The sequence below is a fragment of the Ornatilinea apprima genome (assembly GCF_001306115.1).
In the GTDB taxonomy this organism is placed as follows: Bacteria; Chloroflexota; Anaerolineae; order Anaerolineales; family Anaerolineaceae; genus Ornatilinea; species Ornatilinea apprima.
This window is the reverse complement of record NZ_LGCL01000007.1, coordinates 1-17583: the sequence shown is the minus strand read 5'-3', so window position 1 is coordinate 17583 and position 17583 is coordinate 1. Positions and strand designations below refer to the sequence as shown.

20 protein-coding genes are annotated in these 17583 nt (G+C 59.4%); 5 read left to right on the top strand and 15 right to left on the bottom strand.

The window, feature by feature from the left end; translation table 11 throughout:
• Positions 1–3: 3 nt before the first annotated feature.
• From ADN00_RS01950 to ADN00_RS20395, 13 genes are all read right to left on the bottom strand, one after another.
• Entirely contained in the window at positions 4–966 is a 963-nt protein-coding gene (locus ADN00_RS01950) for a glycosyltransferase family 2 protein (protein ID WP_075061275.1), read from the bottom strand.
• Between the two features lie 99 nt (positions 967–1065).
• The gene (locus ADN00_RS01945) at positions 1066–3075 is read right to left on the bottom strand and encodes a hypothetical protein (RefSeq protein WP_075061274.1); all 2010 of its coding nucleotides are present in this window, start codon (positions 3073–3075) and stop codon (positions 1066–1068) included.
• A 12-nt stretch (positions 3076–3087) separates the two neighbouring features.
• Entirely contained in the window at positions 3088–4614 is a 1527-nt protein-coding gene (locus ADN00_RS01940; protein ID WP_152966219.1) for a hypothetical protein, read from the bottom strand.
• 42 nt (positions 4615–4656) lie between these two features.
• Complete coding sequence (locus ADN00_RS01935) at positions 4657–5787, bottom strand: glycosyltransferase (RefSeq protein ID WP_075061272.1); 1131 nt, start codon at positions 5785–5787, stop codon at positions 4657–4659.
• A complete protein-coding gene (locus ADN00_RS01930; RefSeq protein WP_075061271.1) occupies positions 5784–7142 on the bottom strand; it encodes a lipopolysaccharide biosynthesis protein in 1359 nt (452 codons plus the stop codon). The genes ADN00_RS01935 and ADN00_RS01930 overlap by 4 nt, the downstream gene beginning before the upstream one ends.
• The gene (locus ADN00_RS01925) at positions 7139–8113 is read right to left on the bottom strand and encodes a GDP-mannose 4,6-dehydratase (RefSeq protein ID WP_075061270.1); all 975 of its coding nucleotides are present in this window, start codon (positions 8111–8113) and stop codon (positions 7139–7141) included. Before ADN00_RS01925 ends, ADN00_RS01930 begins: the two co-directional genes overlap by 4 nt.
• Position 8114: 1 nt before the next feature.
• Complete coding sequence (locus ADN00_RS01920) at positions 8115–9443, bottom strand: nucleotide sugar dehydrogenase (RefSeq protein ID WP_075061269.1); 1329 nt, start codon at positions 9441–9443, stop codon at positions 8115–8117.
• 61 nt (positions 9444–9504) lie between these two features.
• Positions 9505–10158, bottom strand: a complete 654-nt coding sequence (locus ADN00_RS01915; protein ID WP_075061268.1) for a uracil-DNA glycosylase — start codon at positions 10156–10158, stop codon at positions 9505–9507.
• Between the two features lie 123 nt (positions 10159–10281).
• Positions 10282–10782 carry a ribosomal protein S18-alanine N-acetyltransferase gene (gene rimI, locus ADN00_RS01910; RefSeq protein ID WP_075061267.1) on the bottom strand — a complete coding sequence of 167 codons (501 nt, stop codon included), beginning with the start codon at positions 10780–10782 and terminating at the stop codon, positions 10282–10284.
• Positions 10783–10813: 31 nt separating this feature from the next.
• On the bottom strand, positions 10814–11494 hold the full coding sequence (gene tsaB / locus ADN00_RS01905; RefSeq protein ID WP_075061266.1) for a tRNA (adenosine(37)-N6)-threonylcarbamoyltransferase complex dimerization subunit type 1 TsaB: 681 nt from the start codon (positions 11492–11494) through the stop codon (positions 10814–10816).
• 2 nt (positions 11495–11496) lie between these two features.
• Positions 11497–11991 carry a tRNA (adenosine(37)-N6)-threonylcarbamoyltransferase complex ATPase subunit type 1 TsaE gene (gene tsaE, locus ADN00_RS01900; RefSeq protein ID WP_075061265.1) on the bottom strand — a complete coding sequence of 165 codons (495 nt, stop codon included), beginning with the start codon at positions 11989–11991 and terminating at the stop codon, positions 11497–11499.
• A 42-nt stretch (positions 11992–12033) separates the two neighbouring features.
• Positions 12034–13182, bottom strand: coding sequence for an MGDG synthase family glycosyltransferase (locus ADN00_RS01895; RefSeq protein ID WP_075061264.1), 1149 nt, complete (start codon positions 13180–13182; stop codon positions 12034–12036).
• Positions 13163–13372, bottom strand: coding sequence for a DUF951 domain-containing protein (locus ADN00_RS20395; RefSeq protein WP_201781131.1), 210 nt, complete (start codon positions 13370–13372; stop codon positions 13163–13165). The genes ADN00_RS01895 and ADN00_RS20395 overlap by 20 nt, the downstream gene beginning before the upstream one ends.
• A gap of 98 nt (positions 13373–13470) precedes the next feature.
• On the opposite strand from ADN00_RS20395, the gene ADN00_RS01885 reads away from it, so the two are divergent.
• The 5 genes from ADN00_RS01885 to ADN00_RS01865 are packed head-to-tail and all read left to right on the top strand — an operon-like array spanning position 13471 to position 16614.
• Entirely contained in the window at positions 13471–14112 is a 642-nt protein-coding gene (locus ADN00_RS01885) for a site-2 protease family protein (protein ID WP_075061263.1), read from the top strand.
• Positions 14113–14120: 8 nt separating this feature from the next.
• Positions 14121–15107 carry a prephenate dehydrogenase/arogenate dehydrogenase family protein gene (locus ADN00_RS01880; RefSeq protein WP_075061262.1) on the top strand — a complete coding sequence of 329 codons (987 nt, stop codon included), beginning with the start codon at positions 14121–14123 and terminating at the stop codon, positions 15105–15107.
• Positions 15104–15367, top strand: a complete 264-nt coding sequence (locus ADN00_RS01875; RefSeq protein WP_075061261.1) for a GIY-YIG nuclease family protein — start codon at positions 15104–15106, stop codon at positions 15365–15367. The genes ADN00_RS01880 and ADN00_RS01875 overlap by 4 nt, the downstream gene beginning before the upstream one ends.
• 54 nt (positions 15368–15421) lie before the next feature.
• Positions 15422–16150, top strand: a complete 729-nt coding sequence (locus ADN00_RS01870; protein ID WP_075061260.1) for a family 16 glycoside hydrolase — start codon at positions 15422–15424, stop codon at positions 16148–16150.
• A gap of 17 nt (positions 16151–16167) precedes the next feature.
• On the top strand, positions 16168–16614 hold the full coding sequence (locus ADN00_RS01865; protein WP_075061259.1) for a carboxypeptidase regulatory-like domain-containing protein: 447 nt from the start codon (positions 16168–16170) through the stop codon (positions 16612–16614).
• Between the two features lie 83 nt (positions 16615–16697).
• Here the strand turns inward: ADN00_RS01865 and ADN00_RS01860 are convergent, their stop codons facing one another.
• A complete protein-coding gene (locus tag ADN00_RS01860) occupies positions 16698–17150 on the bottom strand; it encodes a hypothetical protein (RefSeq protein ID WP_075061258.1) in 453 nt (150 codons plus the stop codon).
• Between the two features lies 1 nt (position 17151).
• Positions 17152–17358 carry a helix-turn-helix transcriptional regulator gene (locus ADN00_RS01855; RefSeq protein ID WP_407944709.1) on the bottom strand — a complete coding sequence of 69 codons (207 nt, stop codon included), beginning with the start codon at positions 17356–17358 and terminating at the stop codon, positions 17152–17154.
• Between the last annotated feature and the right edge of the window lie 225 nt (positions 17359–17583).

The following is a 17583-nucleotide window of genomic DNA, read 5'->3' as shown; positions in this document are numbered from 1 at the left end:
CGCTCAGGAATGATCGTCTTCAGTGAAGTTGATTTTTTTGCGCACCGTGTAGGTGGGCTTGCCCTGCGACTCGTGGTAAGTGCGCGCCAACAGCTCGGCAATCAGCCCCATCAAAATCGACTGGAAGCCCAGAATGGCCACCATGGTGCTTATTTGAAACAGCGGAGAATTCATCACCGACACATCGAAGAAGATGCGCCGAATGAACAGGTAAAACAGCACCAGCCCGCTCACCAGAATCAGAACGCTGCCCGTCCCGCCAAACAGGTAGATGGGCTTGTTGGCATAGCGGCTCAAAAACTGCACGGTGAACAGGTCCAGCACCACCTTAAAGGTGCGCTCCAGGCCGTATTTGGCCTTGCCGAACTTGCGCGGATGATGGTTCACTGGCACTTCCAGAATGCGCGCGCCCACCGAATTGGCAAACACGGGGATAAAGCGGTGCATCTCGCCGTACAACCGGAAACCGGTGATCACTTCGCGCCGGTAGGCTTTCAGCGTGCAGCCGTAATCGTGCAACTTAACCCCGGTGGTTTTGGAGATCAGCCAATTTGCCAGGTTGGAGGGCAGCGTGCGGGTGATAAACGTATCCTGGCGGTTCTTGCGCCAGCCGCTGATCACATCGTAGCCCTGCTCCAGTTTTTCCAGCATCATGGGAATATCCTGCGGGTCGTTTTGCAGGTCAGCGTCCATCAGCACCACCACCGCACCGGTGGCGTGGTCAATCCCCGCCGCGATGGCCGCCGTTTGACCAAAATTGCGCCGCAAAGCGATCACCCGCACGCGCTGCGGGTCGCTGTCCGCCAGCGATTCGAGCACCGGCAGGCTGTCGTCGCGACTGCCGTCATCCACCAGAATCAACTCCCAGGGTTTCTCAATGGGCTTCAGCGCGTCCACCACCGCCTGGTACAGCAAAGGCAGGTTATCCCGCTCGTTATATACCGGCACCACTACCGAAAGATACATTCCACTCTCCAGCGCAAGAAAATTTGGGTTGTCCGGTGTACCTGCAATCATAAAAAACAACCGCTGCAATTATATCATTGGCAGCGGTCTTCATTCCGGTTATTCATTCGGCTCGCACAGATTACGGACCGAATAGCCGTCGGGCGGGTCGCGCCGCGTGTATTCCGCGCACAGCGACTCGATCAGGTTCTGGTTCAAACGCAGCTCGGCCGAGATCTGGTTGGCGTCATCGTAACGGCCCAATTTGGAGTAAGCGAAATAAAACGGCATCCACTCCACCAGATCAACCGGCCGCAGGCCTTTGGCGCGCGCTTCGTCGCCCAGGCGGACGGCCTCTTCCCAGTTCTCCTGCTGGCGCGCCAAGCTGGCTTTCTGGTAATAATAGCACCAGTTGTGCGCTGGTTCTGGGCCAAAAATCTCCACCGGCGGCAGGTTTGCGCTTGCCTCCGTGCGGATCAAATCCACCCGCGAGCGGCTGGCCACCGCCCGAATCCAGGCGTCTTCCCGATCCGAGACCTCCGGGTAGCTGCCGTCGAAGACATGCAGGCAGGCCCCTTCACCCGGCAGGCTCATCACCACCAGGTTGGAAAAATCCAGCGTCATGGGAATTCGCCGGAAGGTACGCCCAAACGAAAACGCGCTCAACATCGGCTGCAAAGTCTCCTGGTTGAGCACCTCGCCGGTCAGTTTCAGCTCGCCACCCTCCGGACGGTAGATGATGTTGGCCGGCCCCCAGATCTCGTAGCTCTCCGCCAGACGGTAGTCTTTGGGCAGCAGCGCGGTCAGCACGCTGTGATCTTGAAAATCGGGGGCGCGCCAGGCCAATTGCCACCACACCTGCCGCTGCGCCTCCCAAAACTGCTGAAAATACACAGCGTTGTTGTAATGCGTCATAGCCGAGACCGCCGCCAGCGCCACAAACAGCAAGCGATTAGCGCGGCTATCCATCACCAGCGAAACCGCCGCCACAAGCGCCAGCACCACGCCCGGCGCGGCCGCCAGCGTGTAGCGGTCAAACGTGTTCTCAAATTCCACCGAGCGATTGGCTGCCACCACCGGCGCGATGGTGAACAGCACCCACGCCAGGCCCACCACCAGCACCACCCGCATCTCCTGACGCTGTGTCTGCGGGAAAAAGGCGCTGTCGGGCTGGTGAATCTGCATGCGCCGCAGATACACCAGCATCAGCCCGCCGGCCACCAGGCCAAAGGCCAGCGAGAGGAAGAACTGCCCCGGCTCCACGCTGTGTGTGGTGTTATAGAGTGGAACCGCCCAGCTCAAAACCAGCGCTTCAAAAAAGTCTTGCAGCGTTTCGGCAAGCAGGCGCGGAATCATCGCCCCCGGCTGCGCCAGGTAGCTTTGTCCCAGCGCGCCCACATCAATCACCGAGCGCGCGCTCTCAAAGATGAAGATGCGCCACACCAGAAACGCGCCAAACGCCAGCAGATTGGGCAGCCAGCGCAGCAGCGCGGTTTTCGCTCTCTCGCGCCAGCCTTGCGCTTCGCCCTGTCCAAACGCCAGCAGCAGCGCGCCGCGCGCGAACTCCAGGCCGATCATCCATTCCATGATCAGATAGCACACCAGCGCCGCAGCCATCGCGGCCAGCGTTAACAACACGCGCAGACCTTTGCGCCGCGGGTCCACCCGCGTGAGCTGCAGGCTAAGCGCCAGCGAAAGCAGCCCCATGTTCAGCCCCACCATGTGATTGGAATACGCGCTGGCGGTTGGCAGTTGTAAAAATCCAGGGAAGACCAGGAACAACGCCGCGGCGATCCCGGACAGATGCGGCTTGCGCGGCCAGATCAGGCAGCCCAGCCAGTAAAAAATCAGCGCGCCGCCAATTTTCATCGCCACGCTGTACAACTGCCAGGCTTGCGGGCTGTCTCCCAGCAGCATGTAGGTTCCGGCGTAGATCAGCCCCATAAAGGGGCGGTCGGTGAGGTGCTGGTCAAAAATCTGCTGCGGACCGCGTGTGTAGCCGGCCCAGGCCACATGCCAGTCGTCGTGATAATAACCTAATTGGGAAACCAGCGGCAAAAACACCAGCGCGCCCAGCAGAACCAGGAACAGCAGGGTAACTCTTGTTTTTGAACGCCAGAAGCTGTGCATATCGCCTGCCCTTTATTTACTTTTTTGGAATTTTCGCGCCAGCCAGCCGCGCGCGTCCCACACCAGACCGCCCACCACAATCAAACCGCTCAACGCCACAATCCAGGCCACCATCGTCCAGAACGGCAGGCGGCCGAACCAGTTGAAGTAGCGGCTGAAGTACCAGTTAGTGAAAAACAGCAGAAAGACCACTTCCACCGCGATCAGGCGCGCCAGCCAGGCGTCGCGCGCCGCTCTGGCCTTCGCCAGTGCCCAGGGCGCAGCCAGCGCCAGCCAGGGCAAAAAGGCAATCCGGTAGCGCGGATTATCCCAATCGTCGCCGCCCGCCCTCAGGGAAGAAATCAGCACCCACACCAGCAGGGTGATCACCATCACCAGCATCCGGCGCCGTTCAGCGCGGTCTTGCGCGCGCAGCAGCGCCAGCGGGCTGTAGAGCAAGAAAGGCGCCAGGGCGTACCAGCCCGCCGAGCGGACGATGGCAATCGTTTTCCAGATCGGGTTGGAGGGGTCGGCAATCGCCGCCGGCAGCAGCGGGCGCAACAGGCCGTAGATGGTGATAAAGCCCATCTGGAACACCCGCGGGCGGCCTTCGATCAGCTTGGCTACCCAGCCGGAATTCTGCACCGCCAGGGTCATGTCCCAGCTCAGCGATTCGCGCAGCCACACCCAGAAGATACCCGCCAGCGCCAGCCCGGCCCCGGCGATGGCCGCGTAACCCAGCCAGCTCAGCTTCTTCTGGCGTGGAGACGTGTGAATCACCCAGAACCATACCGCCAGCGCCAGCAGCGCCATCACCGCGATGCGCGAGGAGATCAGCAGCATTCCGGCTGCCGCCAGGCCAAAACCCAGCAGCCGCTTCCAGCGCGCGCCGTTCTTCCAGTCGCACACTGCCCAGAAGCCAATCGCGAACAGCCCCAGCATAAACGGCTCGCGTAACTGCGAACTGCCGTACAGAATGCCATCCGGATAGAGGGCGTAAATCCAGCCCGCCGCGCGGGCCATCTTTTCATCAAACAACGCGCGGCTGGCGCGCCAGAAGAACGGCAGCCCCAGCGCGATGAAGAACGCGCCCAGCATCACAATCAACTGCGGGCGGTGCGCGTCTGGGCTGATCCCGCGGTAGACAATGCCGCTCAACACCAGCAAACCACCGTACTGGTCGGTGTCAAACTCCGAGCGCATCACCTCCCACAGCGAGCCGGGGTTCAGACGCAGCCCCCAGGCCTCATCATCGCGCCGGTAGGCATCCGTAAACAGGTAACCGGCGTTCTGCTCATCATTATCGTAGCCGTAAACCGGCAGCACCGCGCTGATTCCAATGCCAAACACCAGCCGCACCAGAAAAGCGGCCGCCATCATCGCCGCAAGGCCCTTTTGCCCGCCACCCCAGCGCCAGGCGCAGATCAAAATAAAAACCGACACGCTCAACAGCAGCGCGCTGATCCAAAAGCTGCTGGCATACGCGCCTGGCACAAAGGCCGCCGCGGCCGCCCCCAATCCGGCACCACTCACCAGGGCAATCACAGCATTTTTCATCATGGGTTTCTGAAAGAAATGCATCTCCTCAGGATTCCTTTCCAATCATGCCTGGCGTAATCCGTCCAGCGCGCGTTCAGCGCGCGCCTTCCACGTATAGCTGTGCGCGTCTTCCCGCGCCCGCGCGGACAGGCTCTCGCGCCGCGCCGGGTCTCGCATCAGCCCGCGCAGGGCGTCTGCCCAGGCCGCCGCGTCTTCCGGCGGGCAAAAGACGGCGTTATGCTCATTTAAGATTTCATGCAGCACCGGCAGTTCGCTGGTAACGATCACCCGCCCGGCCGCCAGGTAGTCAAACATTTTCATCGGGCTGCAAATCGCCGCGCTGTCGCCGCCCCCCGACCCGGCAATCGAGCGCTCATACGGCATCAGCAGAAAATCGCCCGCCGCCTGGTACAGCGGCAGGTGCGCGTTGGGCACAAATCCGCTCAACACCACATTTTCCATGTTCGCCTCGGCCAGCTTCTCGCGCAACGCGGCCACATCTTTTTCACGCCCGCCAACCCACACAAAATTCAATTCCGGCAGGTGGCGCGCCAGTTCAAACAACAGATCGGTGCCGCGCCCGGCGTAAAAATGCCCGCTGAAGACCGCCGTCAATCCTTGCGGCAGGCCCAGTTGGCGGCGCGCGTCCTCTGCCGCGGGCAGGTTCTCATAGCGTTCCATTTCCGTGCCGTTGGGCGCGATCTGTGTAACCGGCGCGGGCAAAGCCATGCCAAACTGCCGTTCCAGCACCGCGCGCAGCGCCTCGGTGATCAGCAGCAGGCGCTTGGGCCGGCGCGACTGCAGAAACCACCGGAACCACAGCGGGCCAACCTTGCCGGTGATGCGGTCGTGCAGCTCCAGCACCGCGGGCAGGCCGCGCCACTGCGCGAAGACCGCCGCCTGCGGCGCCCAGGTATACACCACCCGCGCGCCCCACTGCTTCGCCGCCCGCGCCGCGTTCCAGGCCAGATCATAGCGCCGCCAGACCTGGCGGGTGGGCAGCCAGCGCACCTCAAACGGTGTGATCAGGCCGTACTGCTCGGCCAGGGCAGCCCATTCCGCGCCGCGCGCGCCGGGCACCCACAAACACACCTCGTTTCCCACCTGTGCCAGCGCCTGGCAGGCCTTCATCACCTGAATGCTGTTGGCCGTGCTGGAAGGCACCTGTGAAGTGGCAATACAGGCGATTTTCATACCGCCGCTCCCTCCGGGTTTTGCCGCTCCGCCGCGCGCAGTTCGCGCATGCCCTTCCACAAAATCGGAATCACCGAGATGATAAAGAAGCTGGTCAGCAGCAGCGCTTCGCAAACATAGCCATAACGCGGCACCAGCGGAAACGCCAGCCCCACCTTCACCAACCCGCCCGCCAACATGGCCGCCACCGGGAAACCCGGCAGGCCCAGCGCCAGCAGCAGGGGACGGTTCCAGAAGAAGACATTCGCCAGCCCATAGCCCACCAGCAGCACCATCAGCGCCGGGTAAGCGGGAATATACTCCACACCGTACATCAGGCCAATCACCCAGCGCCCCAGTACCAGCAGGCCCAGGGTGGTCACCAGTGTCCACGCGCCAGAGAACAGCGTTACCCGCCGCAGCAGATGGCGCAGCCGCTGCCATTGTTTAGCCGCCACACTGCGGCTGATCTCCGGATAAGTGGTGCTGATGAAAGGCGTAATCGGCATCACCACCAGGTTGACCACCGCCATGGCGATCTTATAATACCCGGCTTCCAATGGAGAGAGGAAATACGAAATCCACAGCAGTTCGCTGTCGCGCACCAGCAGATTGATCGTCGCGCTCAGGTTGGTGCTCACCGCGAAATGCATCACTTCCTTCAATTTCGGCATGTGTTCGGCAGAAATGCGCCACCAGTCCGGCCCAAACAGGCGCCGCAGACTGCCCAGCGCCAGCCCCACCGGCCCAATGCCCAAAATCACTTTGCCCACCAGGTAGGCCAACATCACCCAGAACAACCCACCCTTGAGCACAAAGGCGGCCAGAATCATCGCCGCCGTCAGCACCGACTGCGCCACGTTGATCACCGCCTGGGCGCGGAAGCGGTTATCGATCTGCAAAATGCCGGTGGCGGTTTCCACCACCAGCCCGGCCAGTATCGAAACACCGTAAATCCGAAATAAAGGGGTAAAGGAAGCGTCTTTGGCCAAAAATTCGGCCGCCAGCGGAGCCAGCCAATACAGCACCCCAAAGGCGATCACCGAAGCCGACGCCTCGGTCAGCGCGGCCAGCGCCACCACCCCTTTGGCGCGCTCGCGCCGCTCTTCCGTCAGGTCGCGGCCCAGGTATTTGACCACCAGCTCGCTCATGCGGAACGACAGCAGGCGGTTGATGGTGGAAGCAAACGAGGTGATGGTGCCCAGCACGCCCAGCAGCTCAACGCCCAGCAGGCGCGCCGCGAAAATGCTCTGCAGCATGCCCAAAACCATGCTGACCGTGCTGCTGCTGAACAAATAGCCCGTATTCTTAATCACCCCTTGCAGCAAACGGTCCTGGCGCAATCCCTTAAGCGCGTCTGTTAGCCGCTGCTTCATGGCGTTAGAACCTGGCTGGTCCACTCCCTCTCTTGCATATACCATTCCACCAGACGGCGCATGCCCTCGCGCAGCGAGACCTGCGGTTCCCAGCCCAGCATGCGGCGGGCTTTGCTCACGTCCGCCCAGTTGGAAAGCATATCGGCCTTATGCGCTTCGTGGAACACCACGTTGGCCTTCTTGCCAATCAGCTCTTCCAGCACGCTGATCATCTCATTGATACTGATCACCTCATGCCCGCCCAGGTTGATGATCTCATAGCCCAGCGGTTTCAATCCCAGAATCGTGCCGCGTGCGATGTCATCCACATAGGTGAAGCCACGCGTCTGCTCGCCGTCACCGTTCAGATGCACCGGGCGGCCTTCGGCAATCCACTGGCAAAAGCGGAACATGACCATATCCGGCCGCCCCGCCGGGCCGTAGACCGTGAAGAAGCGGAAGATGGTTACATCCAGCCCGTGCAAAAAGTGATAGGCGTGGCACATCGCCTCGGCGCCTTTTTTGCTGGCCGAATAAGGCTGCAGCGGATGGTCGCTGTTGGTCTCTTCGGGCGTGGGCATCGGCGCGTTCAGGCCGTAAATGCTCGAAGTGCTGGCCAGAATAAATTTGGGCACGCCGTGAATTTTGCACTGCTCCAGCAGATTGAGCACCGCGTTGTTGTTGGTCTCCAGGTAAATAAACGGGTTTTCCACGCTGTAGCGCACGCCCGCGCGCGCCGCCAGGTTGATCACCGCGTCAATCGGCCCGCTTTCAAATACCGGTTTCAGGCGCTGATAATCGCGCAAGTCTTGTTGAAACAAGCGAAAACCCGGCTGCCCAGCCAGGCGCTTCAATCGCCATTCCTTCAGGCGCACATCGTAAGCGTCATTCAGATCGTCCACGCCCAGTACGGTATGCCCGTCTTGCAGCAGCAGTTCGCTAACGCGCGCGCCAATGAAACCAGCCGCGCCGGTTACCAGATAATTTGCCATGTTACAGCCTCACGACTTTCGATTGATTTTTGCCCATTGCCCCCAGGCCGTTGCGCGTGTCGACAATCAGGCTGGCCTGTTCCAAGATTGCGGCGTAATCGTAGCTGGAATGGTTGGTGATGATCACCACACAGTCCGCCGCCGCCACTTCCTTCATTAAGTCATCCACGCTGTGCAGCGCCCAACCGTCGTGCTCAATTTTCGGCACAAACGGGTCGTGATAGCGCACGTCCGCTTTCAACTGCATCAGCAGGCCGATCACGTCCAGCGCCGGCGACTCGCGCATATCGTCAATGTCCGGCTTGTAGGCCGCGCCCAGCACCAGCACCCGGCTGTTCTTGAGTGGTTTTCCGGCCTCATTGAGCGCGTCTTGCACTTTGCGCAGCACAAAGCGCGGCATGCCGGTGTTGATCTCGGAAGCCAGCTCAATAAAGCGCGCCGTGTAATTGAGGCTCTTCAATTTCCACGACAGGTACAGCGGGTCAATCGGAATGCAGTGCCCGCCCAGACCGGGGCCGGGGGTGAACTTCATGAAGCCAAATGGCTTGGTCGCCGCCGCGTCGATCACTTCCCACACATCCACGCCCAGCCGGTCGCACATAATCGCCAGCTCGTTCACCAGCCCGATATTGATCATGCGGAAGGTGTTTTCCAGCAGCTTGGACATCTCGGCCACTTCGCAGGAAGACACCTTCACCACCGTTTGCAGCGCCTGGCCGTACCACAGCTCGGCCATATCTGAACACTGCGGCGTGATGCCGCCCACCACTTTGGGGGTATTGATCGTCGTCCAGTCTTTGCGGCCGGGGTCCACCCGTTCGGGCGAAAAGGCCAGGAAGAAATCCCGCCCGGCTTGCAGCTCGCAGCACTCGGTCAGCACCGGCAGCATCAGCTCGCGCGTGGTGCCGGGGTACGTGGACGATTCCAGCACCACCACCATGCCGCTGTGCAGAAATGGCGCCAGCGACTCAGTGGCCGAAACAATAAACGACAGATCCGGGTCGCCGGTTTTGCGCAGCGGGGTGGGCACGCATATGCTCACCGCGTCGGCCTCGGCCAACACGCTGGTATCGGTGGTGGCGCGCAGCTTCCCGGCCGAAACCAGGGCAGCCAGCTGCTCCGAAGGGATATCCATTACATAGCTTTCACCGCGATTGATGCTCTCCACCTTCGATTCAATCGGATCAATGCCCACCACCGTGTAACCGGCTTCGGCAAACACCACGGCCAGCGGCAGGCCCACATAGCCCAGCCCCATCACCGCCACCTTCGCGCTGTGATCGCGAATCCGCGCGGCAAGCGCGGAACGAATTTCATCACTCATACCCATCTTCCTTCATTAACTCAGGCAAATTAACAAATGCCTGGAATTTCAATCTTGCATCGCTAAGCTAGAACAGGCTCAACTGCGTGGCGCTGCCCAGGTCTTCCTCAGACGGTTCCGCCTCTGCCGCCGGGCTGGCTGCCTGCGCCGCCGGGCGGTGACTCTCGGCCATCTTCACAAACTCAGGCAGGCGCGCGAAATCGGCTTCCACCACCGGTCGCAGCGTTGGTTGGTGCAGCGCCGCCGCCGGGTGATACATTGCCACCACCAACCGGTCTTTCACCCAGCGCGTCTGCCCGTGCACTTCGCTGATTTTCGCGTTGGGCAAAAACTTTGCCATCGAAAAACGGCCCAAGGTAACAATCAACGCCGGGTTAATCGCGTTGATCTGCCGATCCAGGTAATCATTGCAGGCAGCCAGTTCGTCTGCCTGCGGATCGCGGTTGCCGGGCGGGCGGCATTTAACCACATTGGTAATGAACACCGCTTCACGCCTCAGGCCGGCCGCCGCCAGCAGCTCATCCAAAAATTTTCCGGCCGCGCCCACAAATGGCAGCCCCTGCTGGTTTTCATAAAAGCCCGGACCTTCGCCAATGAACATGATCTTGGCGTTGGCTTGTCCTGATCCGGGAACCGGTTTCTTTCGCGAGAAATGCAATCCGCAGCGCTTGCAGTTGCTTACCTGCCGCGATACCTCCAGCAACACTTCAGCAGGGTCCACGATATCGCCTCCTTCATCTTCTTAAGATCGCAAATCGCTCCGCGATTTGAAATCGGTTGATCGCCAAAGATTCCCGGTCAACGATTCTACCAGAAGCCAGGCTGTCTGAATGGATTCAATTCTTTAACCGGCCAGCGCCTGCAGCGCCTCGGCGTTCAGGTTTTCCAGCGCCATTAGCAGCGCGTCTTCGTGATTGTCGCGGTAATAGCGCGGACGAACACCCTCCACGCGAAAACCCAGCTTCTGGTACAGCTCCTGCGCCGAGAAGTTTCCCGCGCGCACTTCCAAATACGCGGTTTTCGCGCCGTTTTGAGCTGCGTCGGCCAGGGCGTGCGCCGTCAGGCGCAGGCCAATCCCCTTGCGGCGGTAATCGGGGTGCACCGCCACTGTGGCAATGTGCGCCTCATCCAAAATCAGCCACAAAACCAGCATGGCCGCCAGTTTGCGGCTGCCGTCGGGCAGGGTTGCTTCTGCTACCCACGGACGCGCGGCGCGGTTCTCGCACACTTCAAAGCGATAAGAGCGTTCAGACCACGGCAGGCTCAACGAAAGGGTGTCAATTTCATGCACCTGCGGAATGTCCGCTTCCTGCATGCGCCGGATGAGCAGTTGGGATTCTTCCATTTCAGGCATCCTGATGGGGTGGGGTCACGCTTCAGGCCTCGGCTGGCACCGAGCCCGGCACCACATGCAGATAAATGGGCGCCAGCGAAACCGGTTCGTCGAATTGCTTGGCTTCGTAGCGCGCCCAGGCCAGCTGCGCCAGGTAGGCCGGCCGCCGCGCGCTGCGCGCCGGGTCGGCCAGCTCTAACTGCTTGCACTTGCGCGCCAGCGACTGCCGCTCCAGCGCGCTCAACTCGCCCGCCACCAGCGCCTTGTGCGGTGGAAACGCCTCTGCCAGGTTGGCCTTCTCAATCACCTGCAAATCGCCCTGCGCCCGCCACTTTCCTTTCATAAAACCATACCACTGCAGCGCGAAGCGGCCCCGCCCCGCGCGCAGAATGCACGCCAGCGGATCTTCGCTGCCCGGCTGGGCGGCGGCTAAAAAGTCCAGGGTGGGAATGCCAATCATCGGAATGTGCAGCGCCAGCGCCATGCCTTTCGCCACAGCCAGCCCAATCCGCAGACTGGTAAACGAGCCCGGCCCCAGCGCCACCGCCAGGGCTTTCAGGTCTTGCGTTTCGACCCCGCAGCGGTTAAGCAGCGAACGAATGGCGGGCGCCATTTCGACCGTGTGATGGTTGCGGGTGTTCCAGATCATCTCACCCACTACCTGATTTTCTTCATAAAGCGCCAACCCGGTCCACTGGGTAGACGTGTCTACCGCTAACAGCATGCTTAACCTCCAAACGCCTGCCGGCGAAAGTCCGCCAGCAGCGTGTTGTATCGATTTCCTTCCGCTTTGAACACCATGCCGCGCTGCAAATCATCAATATAGCTCAAATGCACCCACAGGCAGTCGGCTGGCAGCGCGCTCTTAATCCGTTCCGGCCATTCCACCACCAGCGCGCCGCTGTCCAGCATCCAATCCATGTCCAACGCCTCGGCCTCTTCCGCGCCCTCCAGGCGGTACGCGTCCAGGTGATACAGCGTCTCACCCTGCGGGCGGCTGTAATAATTCACCAGCACAAAGGTCGGGCTGGTTACCGCGTCCAGCGACCCCCACCCCTGGGCGATTCCCTTCACAAAGGTGGTCTTGCCCGAGCCCAGGTCTCCCGAAAGGCAAACCACATCGCCCGCCGAGAGCAGCGCGCCCAGACGCGCGCCCAGACGCCGCGTCTGCTCGGGGCTGCGGCTGAAAAATTCGAGCGCGTTGGGAGAAAGGATTGGCATGTTGAAATTATAAGGTACCCAAATCTGAAGAGCAAGAAATCGCTACCCACCCTGTTGTTTTTTTCTGGCCGCGCTGGCCAGAATGCGCGCGATCTGGCGCGCCGCGTCGGGCCGCGCCACACGCAGGCAGTTTTGCGCGGCCTTCTCGCGCTCTTCCGGCGACTCAATCCAGCGGCACACCGCGTCTGCCACCTGGTTCGGTTCCGGCGCCCAAATGCCCGCGCCCTGTTGTACCACATAGGTTACATTGCCGTCTTCCTGCCCCGGCATCTTGCTGTACAGAATAATCGGCAGCCCGGCGATAAAGGCCTCGCAGATGGTGCCCGGCCCGGCCTTGCTCACCAGAATATCGGCGGCGCGCATAAAGTCCGGCATATCGCGCACAAAGCCATACACAAAGGTAGGGATGCTCCATTTATGCGCTTCCAGAGTGGCTTTCAGCTTGCGGTTGCGCCCGGTGATCACCACCAACGCCGCGTTGGGGCTGCGCTTCTCAATCGCCCGCGCCACCTGCTCCAGCGGCCCCATGCCCTCGCCGCCGCCCACCAGCAGCACCACCGGCCGGTCTTGCGGCCAGCCCAACTGCTCGCGCAGCGCCAGCTTGTCGCCCACCGGCTGGCAAAAACGGTCTGCTACCGGCAGCCCCACCACCTGCACTTTTTCAACCGCCACGCCCACCTTCACCGCGCGTTCTTTGGCGGCTTCGGTCGGCACAATCACCAGGTCGGCGTTCGGGTTGTACCACGCCGCGTGGGTTGAGACCATGTCCGTCACCACGGTGATATACGGAACTGTCTCCTTGCGCAGCGCGCGCAGCACCGGCGCGTTGATCAGCGGATGCACCGACACGATCAAATCGCACGGGTTTTCATGGATCAGGCGGTGAATCGAGCGGCGCACATACGGCCAGATGGCGTTATACACCATGTTGGCGCGCCGCGGCCCATCGCTGATCTGGTAGCCAAACTTCCACACATCCGGCATGCGCGACAGCGGCGGGTACACGCGCGGCGCGAGATTAAACGGCGACGGCGCGTATTGCAAAAAGATATCCACCATCTCGGTGGTAAATTGGTTGGGATATTCCAGTTGAATGGCTTCGATAATCGCTTCTGACGCGCTGCGGTGTCCGCCTCCCGTATCGGAAAACAGAAACACAATGCGTGGCTGGTCAGGCTGTAGATGAATCATGATCACCTCGCGGTTGGATAACCTTCAATCTGCGCGCCAGTTCTCGCCGTGAAATCAGCACGCGGCGCTGGCAGGTGCAGCACTCCAGACCAATATCCGCCCCCAAACGCACCACCTTCCACTCTGTCCCCCCGCAGGGATGTGGCTTACGAAGTTGCACAATGTCGTCTAACCTTAGGTCGGGCAGCACGAAATCATTATACCACCCATGTTATAATCAGGAAAATGACCGCTTTTCACCGCTTAAACAACCCAAGCGCGGTTGGTTTGAGCGAGGAGACCTGACCTATGTTCGGCTTGAGTGTTCCCACACTTCTATCCCGCATCATCACCCTCGTGATTGCGTTCACCATTCACGAATTTTCCCACGCCTGGACGGCCAACCAGTTCGGCGATGACACCCCGCGCCTCAACGGGCGCCTCACCCTCAACCCGGCCGCCCACCTCGACCTGATGGGCACCCTCATGCTGTTGATGGCGGGCTTTGGCTGGGCGCGCCCCGTGCCCATCAACCCCTACGCCCTGCGCCGCCGCTCTCCCTCCGCGGTGATGTGGGTTTCCTTCGCCGGCCCGCTTTCCAACCTGCTGCTGGCCATCCTGGCCGCCATTCCCCTGCGCCTGGGTCTGGTTCCGCTGCGCTACCCCACCGGCATGTTCCCCACCCTCTACAGCTTCTTATGGGACTTCATCAGCATCAATTTGCTGCTGTTGCTCTTCAATTTAATCCCGCTCGCCCCCCTCGATGGCGACAAAATGGCCGAATACCTCTTCCCGCCGCGCTGGGCGCGCGCCCTCGAAACCATCCGTCCCTACGGTCCCATCATTCTACTCGCCATCGTTTTTGTGCTGCCCATCATCGGCATTGACCTGTTCGCCTGGATTCTAACCCCGGCGCTCTACGCCTTGCGCGGCCTCCTCATCGGCATATAGGAGATACCATGACCATCCAGCTCACCATCATTGGATTGAACCAGATCGGCCTTTCCATCGGCCTGGCTTTAAGCAAACAAACTCACCAGCTTCGCCGCGTGGGGCATGACCGCGATTCCGGCCTGCACGCCCCCGCAGAGAAAATGGGCGCGGTGGATGAAACCCGCCTGCTGCTGCGCGACAGCGCCCGCGGCGCGGACGTGATTGTGCTCTGCCAACCGGCCGCCCAGGCCATCGAAACCATTGAAGTGATCATCCCTGACCTCAAACCCGAATGCGTGCTGCTCGACACCTCCTCGTCGCCAGCCGCCTTCCTCAACGCCGCCGCGCGCCTGCTGCCTGCCAATGTCTTTGCCCTCAGCTTTGTGCCCGCTTTGCACCCGCAGTACCTTGAGCTGAACCCTCTGGACGAAGAATCCGCCCGCGAAGACCTCTTCAAAGACAGCACCATCGCCATTTCCTCCCTGCCCAGCGCCTCCAGCGACGCCCTGCAGTTAGCCACCGACCTGGCCGCCCTGCTCGGCGCGCAGGCCTTGTTTGCCGATCCGCATGAGATCAGCGGCTTGCTGGCCGCTTCATACGCCCTACCCCAGATGGCCGGGGCCGCCCTGCTGCAAGCCGTTACCACCCAGCCCGGCTGGATGGAAGGTCAAAAATTTGCCGGCTACCCCTTCTCGCTGGCCACCCTGCCTTTCCAAACCCAGCCCGAAACCCAACCCCTGGCGGCTTCGCTGCTGCTGGAAAAAGAAAATAACCTGCGTGTGCTCGATAATTACCTGGCCGCCCTGTCTCAACTACGCGCCATGCTGGCCGAAGAGCGCGCCGCAGACCTGGAAACATGGCTGGACGATGCCCGCACCGCCCGCGCCGATTGGCTGCGTGCGCGCCGCACCCGCGAATACCTGCCCGCCAGCGAAAAAATCGAAATTCCCACCCTCGGCCAGTCCTTTGGCCGCCTGCTGGGGCTGGGCAAGCGCAAACCCAAAGGCCAATGAACGGTTACTTCTGCTACATTGTGCAGTGCGCCGATGGCTCTTTTTACACCGGCTGGACCACTGACCCTGAGCGGCGCGTGCGCCAGCACAACCGCGGCCAAGGCGCGCGCTACACCCGCCTGCACGGCCCGGTGCGCCTGGTCTACCTCGAATCTCTGCCCGACCGCTCGGCAGCCATGAAGCGCGAAGTTTCCATCAAACGCCTCACCCGCGCCCAAAAACAGGCCCTGGCCAGTACCTATAACCAGATTTTGGAATAAATTTCAACGTTCGCTTGTTGTAGAATTAGAACAAGAACACTCAGAGAAAGGCTTATGCCAATGCGGAAAGCCATTAAACTCCCAGAGCATGCCCCAGGGCAGGGATTCCCCGAATATGCATTAATCCTTGCCCTGGCAGTCGTCATTTTGGTATTAATTCTCAACCTGCTGGGCGTCAGCACGCGTGAATTGTACTGCACTGTCCTGACCTCCCTGGGCGTTGAAACCGCATTGTGCGAGAGTGCGTATTGCCAATCCGCCTTCGAAAGTATGGAAGGCTGGCAATCAAGCCAAAACCAGGGCTGGAATATTCAAAACGGCAATCTTTGTAATACCAGCAATCCTTACCCCAACTTTCTCTTCAACCAATGCTCGCAGCAAAACGCCCCCTCCGATTATGTAATCAAAATCGATGGCGCCACTCTTAACGCGGGTGATGGGTATGGGGTCTTTTTCCGTTTGCAAAACTACGATAACCGGCCAAGTGGTTATATTTTCCAATACGACCCTGGACTGGGCGGCGCCTTCGCGGTGCGAAAATGGGTGAATGGAAATGAAATTAACCCACCCATTGCACTCAACCGCCCGCCGGGGTATACCTGGACAGGCGTGCCCCGCGATGTTGAAATTCATGTTAAAGGCAATACATACACCGCCTTTGTTGATGGCCAGCAAGTGCTGACGTTCACCGACAATACCTACATGTCAGGCGGAGTTGGATTGCGAACCTGGGACAAAACATCCGTTTGCATGGACGATTTTTCTATTAACCCAATCCAATAGCCACCAAAGGAATAACGATGTCATTGGATAATTCCCCTTCTCTAAAGGATTTTGCGAACGGTCTGCCTGCAAGCCCGCCTCCCGATTCGGTTACTCGCAAACGCCGCCTGCGTCTTGTGATTGTTGTTTTGGCCGTGGTGGCCTTGCTGTTTGGCGCCATTAATTTTTTCTCCAGCAGCACGGGCAGCATTTTGCGCGGAGTGGGATCCCTGCAGGGGCGCGTCACCGACGCGCGCGGTAACCCGCTGGCACAGGCCGAAATCTATTGGATCCCGGCCGGCGCGTCCACCTTTACTGCCGCAGACGGCAGCTTCATTCTCAATAGCGTCCCCGCCGGAGAAAATTCGCTCGTTGCCGCCTACAAGGGCACCGGCAGCGAAATTTTGGTGAATTTGCAGCCTGGTCAAACCGTGGATGTTGGCACAATCACCGTCGTTGTGATGGAAACCCCCGAAGCAGAATAACCTCCCATCCCACAAAATGAGGTCGACAAAAAAAGGGATGCCCGGCCTGACAACCCGGACATCCCTTATTGCATCTTTTTTGGTTATTTGAGGTTGTTTTCCATTCGCTGGTGCCCAAGATATCCCAGCAATCCCCAGCCCAAGACCAGGATAGCGGTGATCGGCAGAATGATGATCAAATAATTCCAGATATGCTGCAGTGTAATCGCCTGCCCCAAAAGGACCGTGTACTTGAAAATGGTAAAAAGTAATCCGACCAAAACAAAAGCTGCGTAACCCATCACCAGATACCGCATCTTGATCCTTTTCAAATTGACATGACCACTTAAAAATATCCCTCCCCCAATTAAAAGCAGCACGTTGAAAGTAATTAACAGAGCAATATCATCCCATTGCTCCGATGGCTGTCGCAAAACAAACTGCCGGTATAGCTGCAAAATGATCAGAACAATCAACGTGATGAAATAGAGAATGACGATTAGATTTTTATAGACATCTCGCTCTCGTTCATCCAGGTTAAAGGGGCTTTTTCGCATTTTAATCCTCCTCCCAAAACAATTCATCCAGGGTCCGATCCAGCGCTTTAGCAATTTTGATGCACAGATTCAGGGTCGGATTATAGCTTCCCTTTTCAATCAAGCCGATTGTCTGGCGCGTCACCTCTACCAAATCAGCCAGCTCTTGCTGATTGAGATTCTTTTCAATTCGCGCCAGTCGTAATTTCATGTTACCTTGTTTGTCCATAAATAATATATAACATAAATCTTGCATTATGTAAATTATATATTACATTATGAATGATATATATTACTTTAAGAAAGCAAGACAGCAGGTATACAAAAGGGGCTGTCCAAAAAGTAGAGGACAGCCCCTTTACATTTTTAAAAAGCAATGATTCAATAAAGGAATGAGAAGAAAACAAGCCCACCCCGTGTTTAAGCCCTATGTAATGAACCAGGTAGCGCTGCT

Bases quoted from the DNA above. Each gene is read 5' to 3' on its own strand.
- ADN00_RS01950 (WP_075061275.1), bottom strand. From the start codon at position 966: ATGTATCTTTCGGTAGTGGTGCCGGTATATAACGAGCGGGATAACCTG.
- ADN00_RS01945 (WP_075061274.1), bottom strand. From the start codon at position 3,075: ATGCACAGCTTCTGGCGTTCAAAAACAAGAGTTACCCTGCTGTTCCTG.
- ADN00_RS01940 (WP_152966219.1), bottom strand. From the start codon at position 4,614: ATGATGAAAAATGCTGTGATTGCCCTGGTGAGTGGTGCCGGATTGGGG.
- ADN00_RS01935 (WP_075061272.1), bottom strand. From the start codon at position 5,787: ATGAAAATCGCCTGTATTGCCACTTCACAGGTGCCTTCCAGCACGGCC.
- ADN00_RS01930 (WP_075061271.1), bottom strand. From the start codon at position 7,142: ATGAAGCAGCGGCTAACAGACGCGCTTAAGGGATTGCGCCAGGACCGT.
- ADN00_RS01925 (WP_075061270.1), bottom strand. From the start codon at position 8,113: ATGGCAAATTATCTGGTAACCGGCGCGGCTGGTTTCATTGGCGCGCGC.
- ADN00_RS01920 (WP_075061269.1), bottom strand. From the start codon at position 9,443: ATGGGTATGAGTGATGAAATTCGTTCCGCGCTTGCCGCGCGGATTCGC.
- rimI (WP_075061267.1), bottom strand. From the start codon at position 10,782: ATGGAAGAATCCCAACTGCTCATCCGGCGCATGCAGGAAGCGGACATT.
- tsaB (WP_075061266.1), bottom strand. From the start codon at position 11,494: ATGCTGTTAGCGGTAGACACGTCTACCCAGTGGACCGGGTTGGCGCTT.
- tsaE (WP_075061265.1), bottom strand. From the start codon at position 11,991: ATGCCAATCCTTTCTCCCAACGCGCTCGAATTTTTCAGCCGCAGCCCC.
- ADN00_RS01895 (WP_075061264.1), bottom strand. From the start codon at position 13,182: ATGATTCATCTACAGCCTGACCAGCCACGCATTGTGTTTCTGTTTTCC.
- ADN00_RS01885 (WP_075061263.1), top strand. From the start codon at position 13,471: ATGTTCGGCTTGAGTGTTCCCACACTTCTATCCCGCATCATCACCCTC.
- ADN00_RS01880 (WP_075061262.1), top strand. From the start codon at position 14,121: ATGACCATCCAGCTCACCATCATTGGATTGAACCAGATCGGCCTTTCC.
- ADN00_RS01875 (WP_075061261.1), top strand. From the start codon at position 15,104: ATGAACGGTTACTTCTGCTACATTGTGCAGTGCGCCGATGGCTCTTTT.
- ADN00_RS01870 (WP_075061260.1), top strand. From the start codon at position 15,422: ATGCCAATGCGGAAAGCCATTAAACTCCCAGAGCATGCCCCAGGGCAG.
- ADN00_RS01865 (WP_075061259.1), top strand. From the start codon at position 16,168: ATGTCATTGGATAATTCCCCTTCTCTAAAGGATTTTGCGAACGGTCTG.
- ADN00_RS01860 (WP_075061258.1), bottom strand. From the start codon at position 17,150: ATGCGAAAAAGCCCCTTTAACCTGGATGAACGAGAGCGAGATGTCTAT.
- ADN00_RS01855 (WP_407944709.1), bottom strand. From the start codon at position 17,358: ATGGACAAACAAGGTAACATGAAATTACGACTGGCGCGAATTGAAAAG.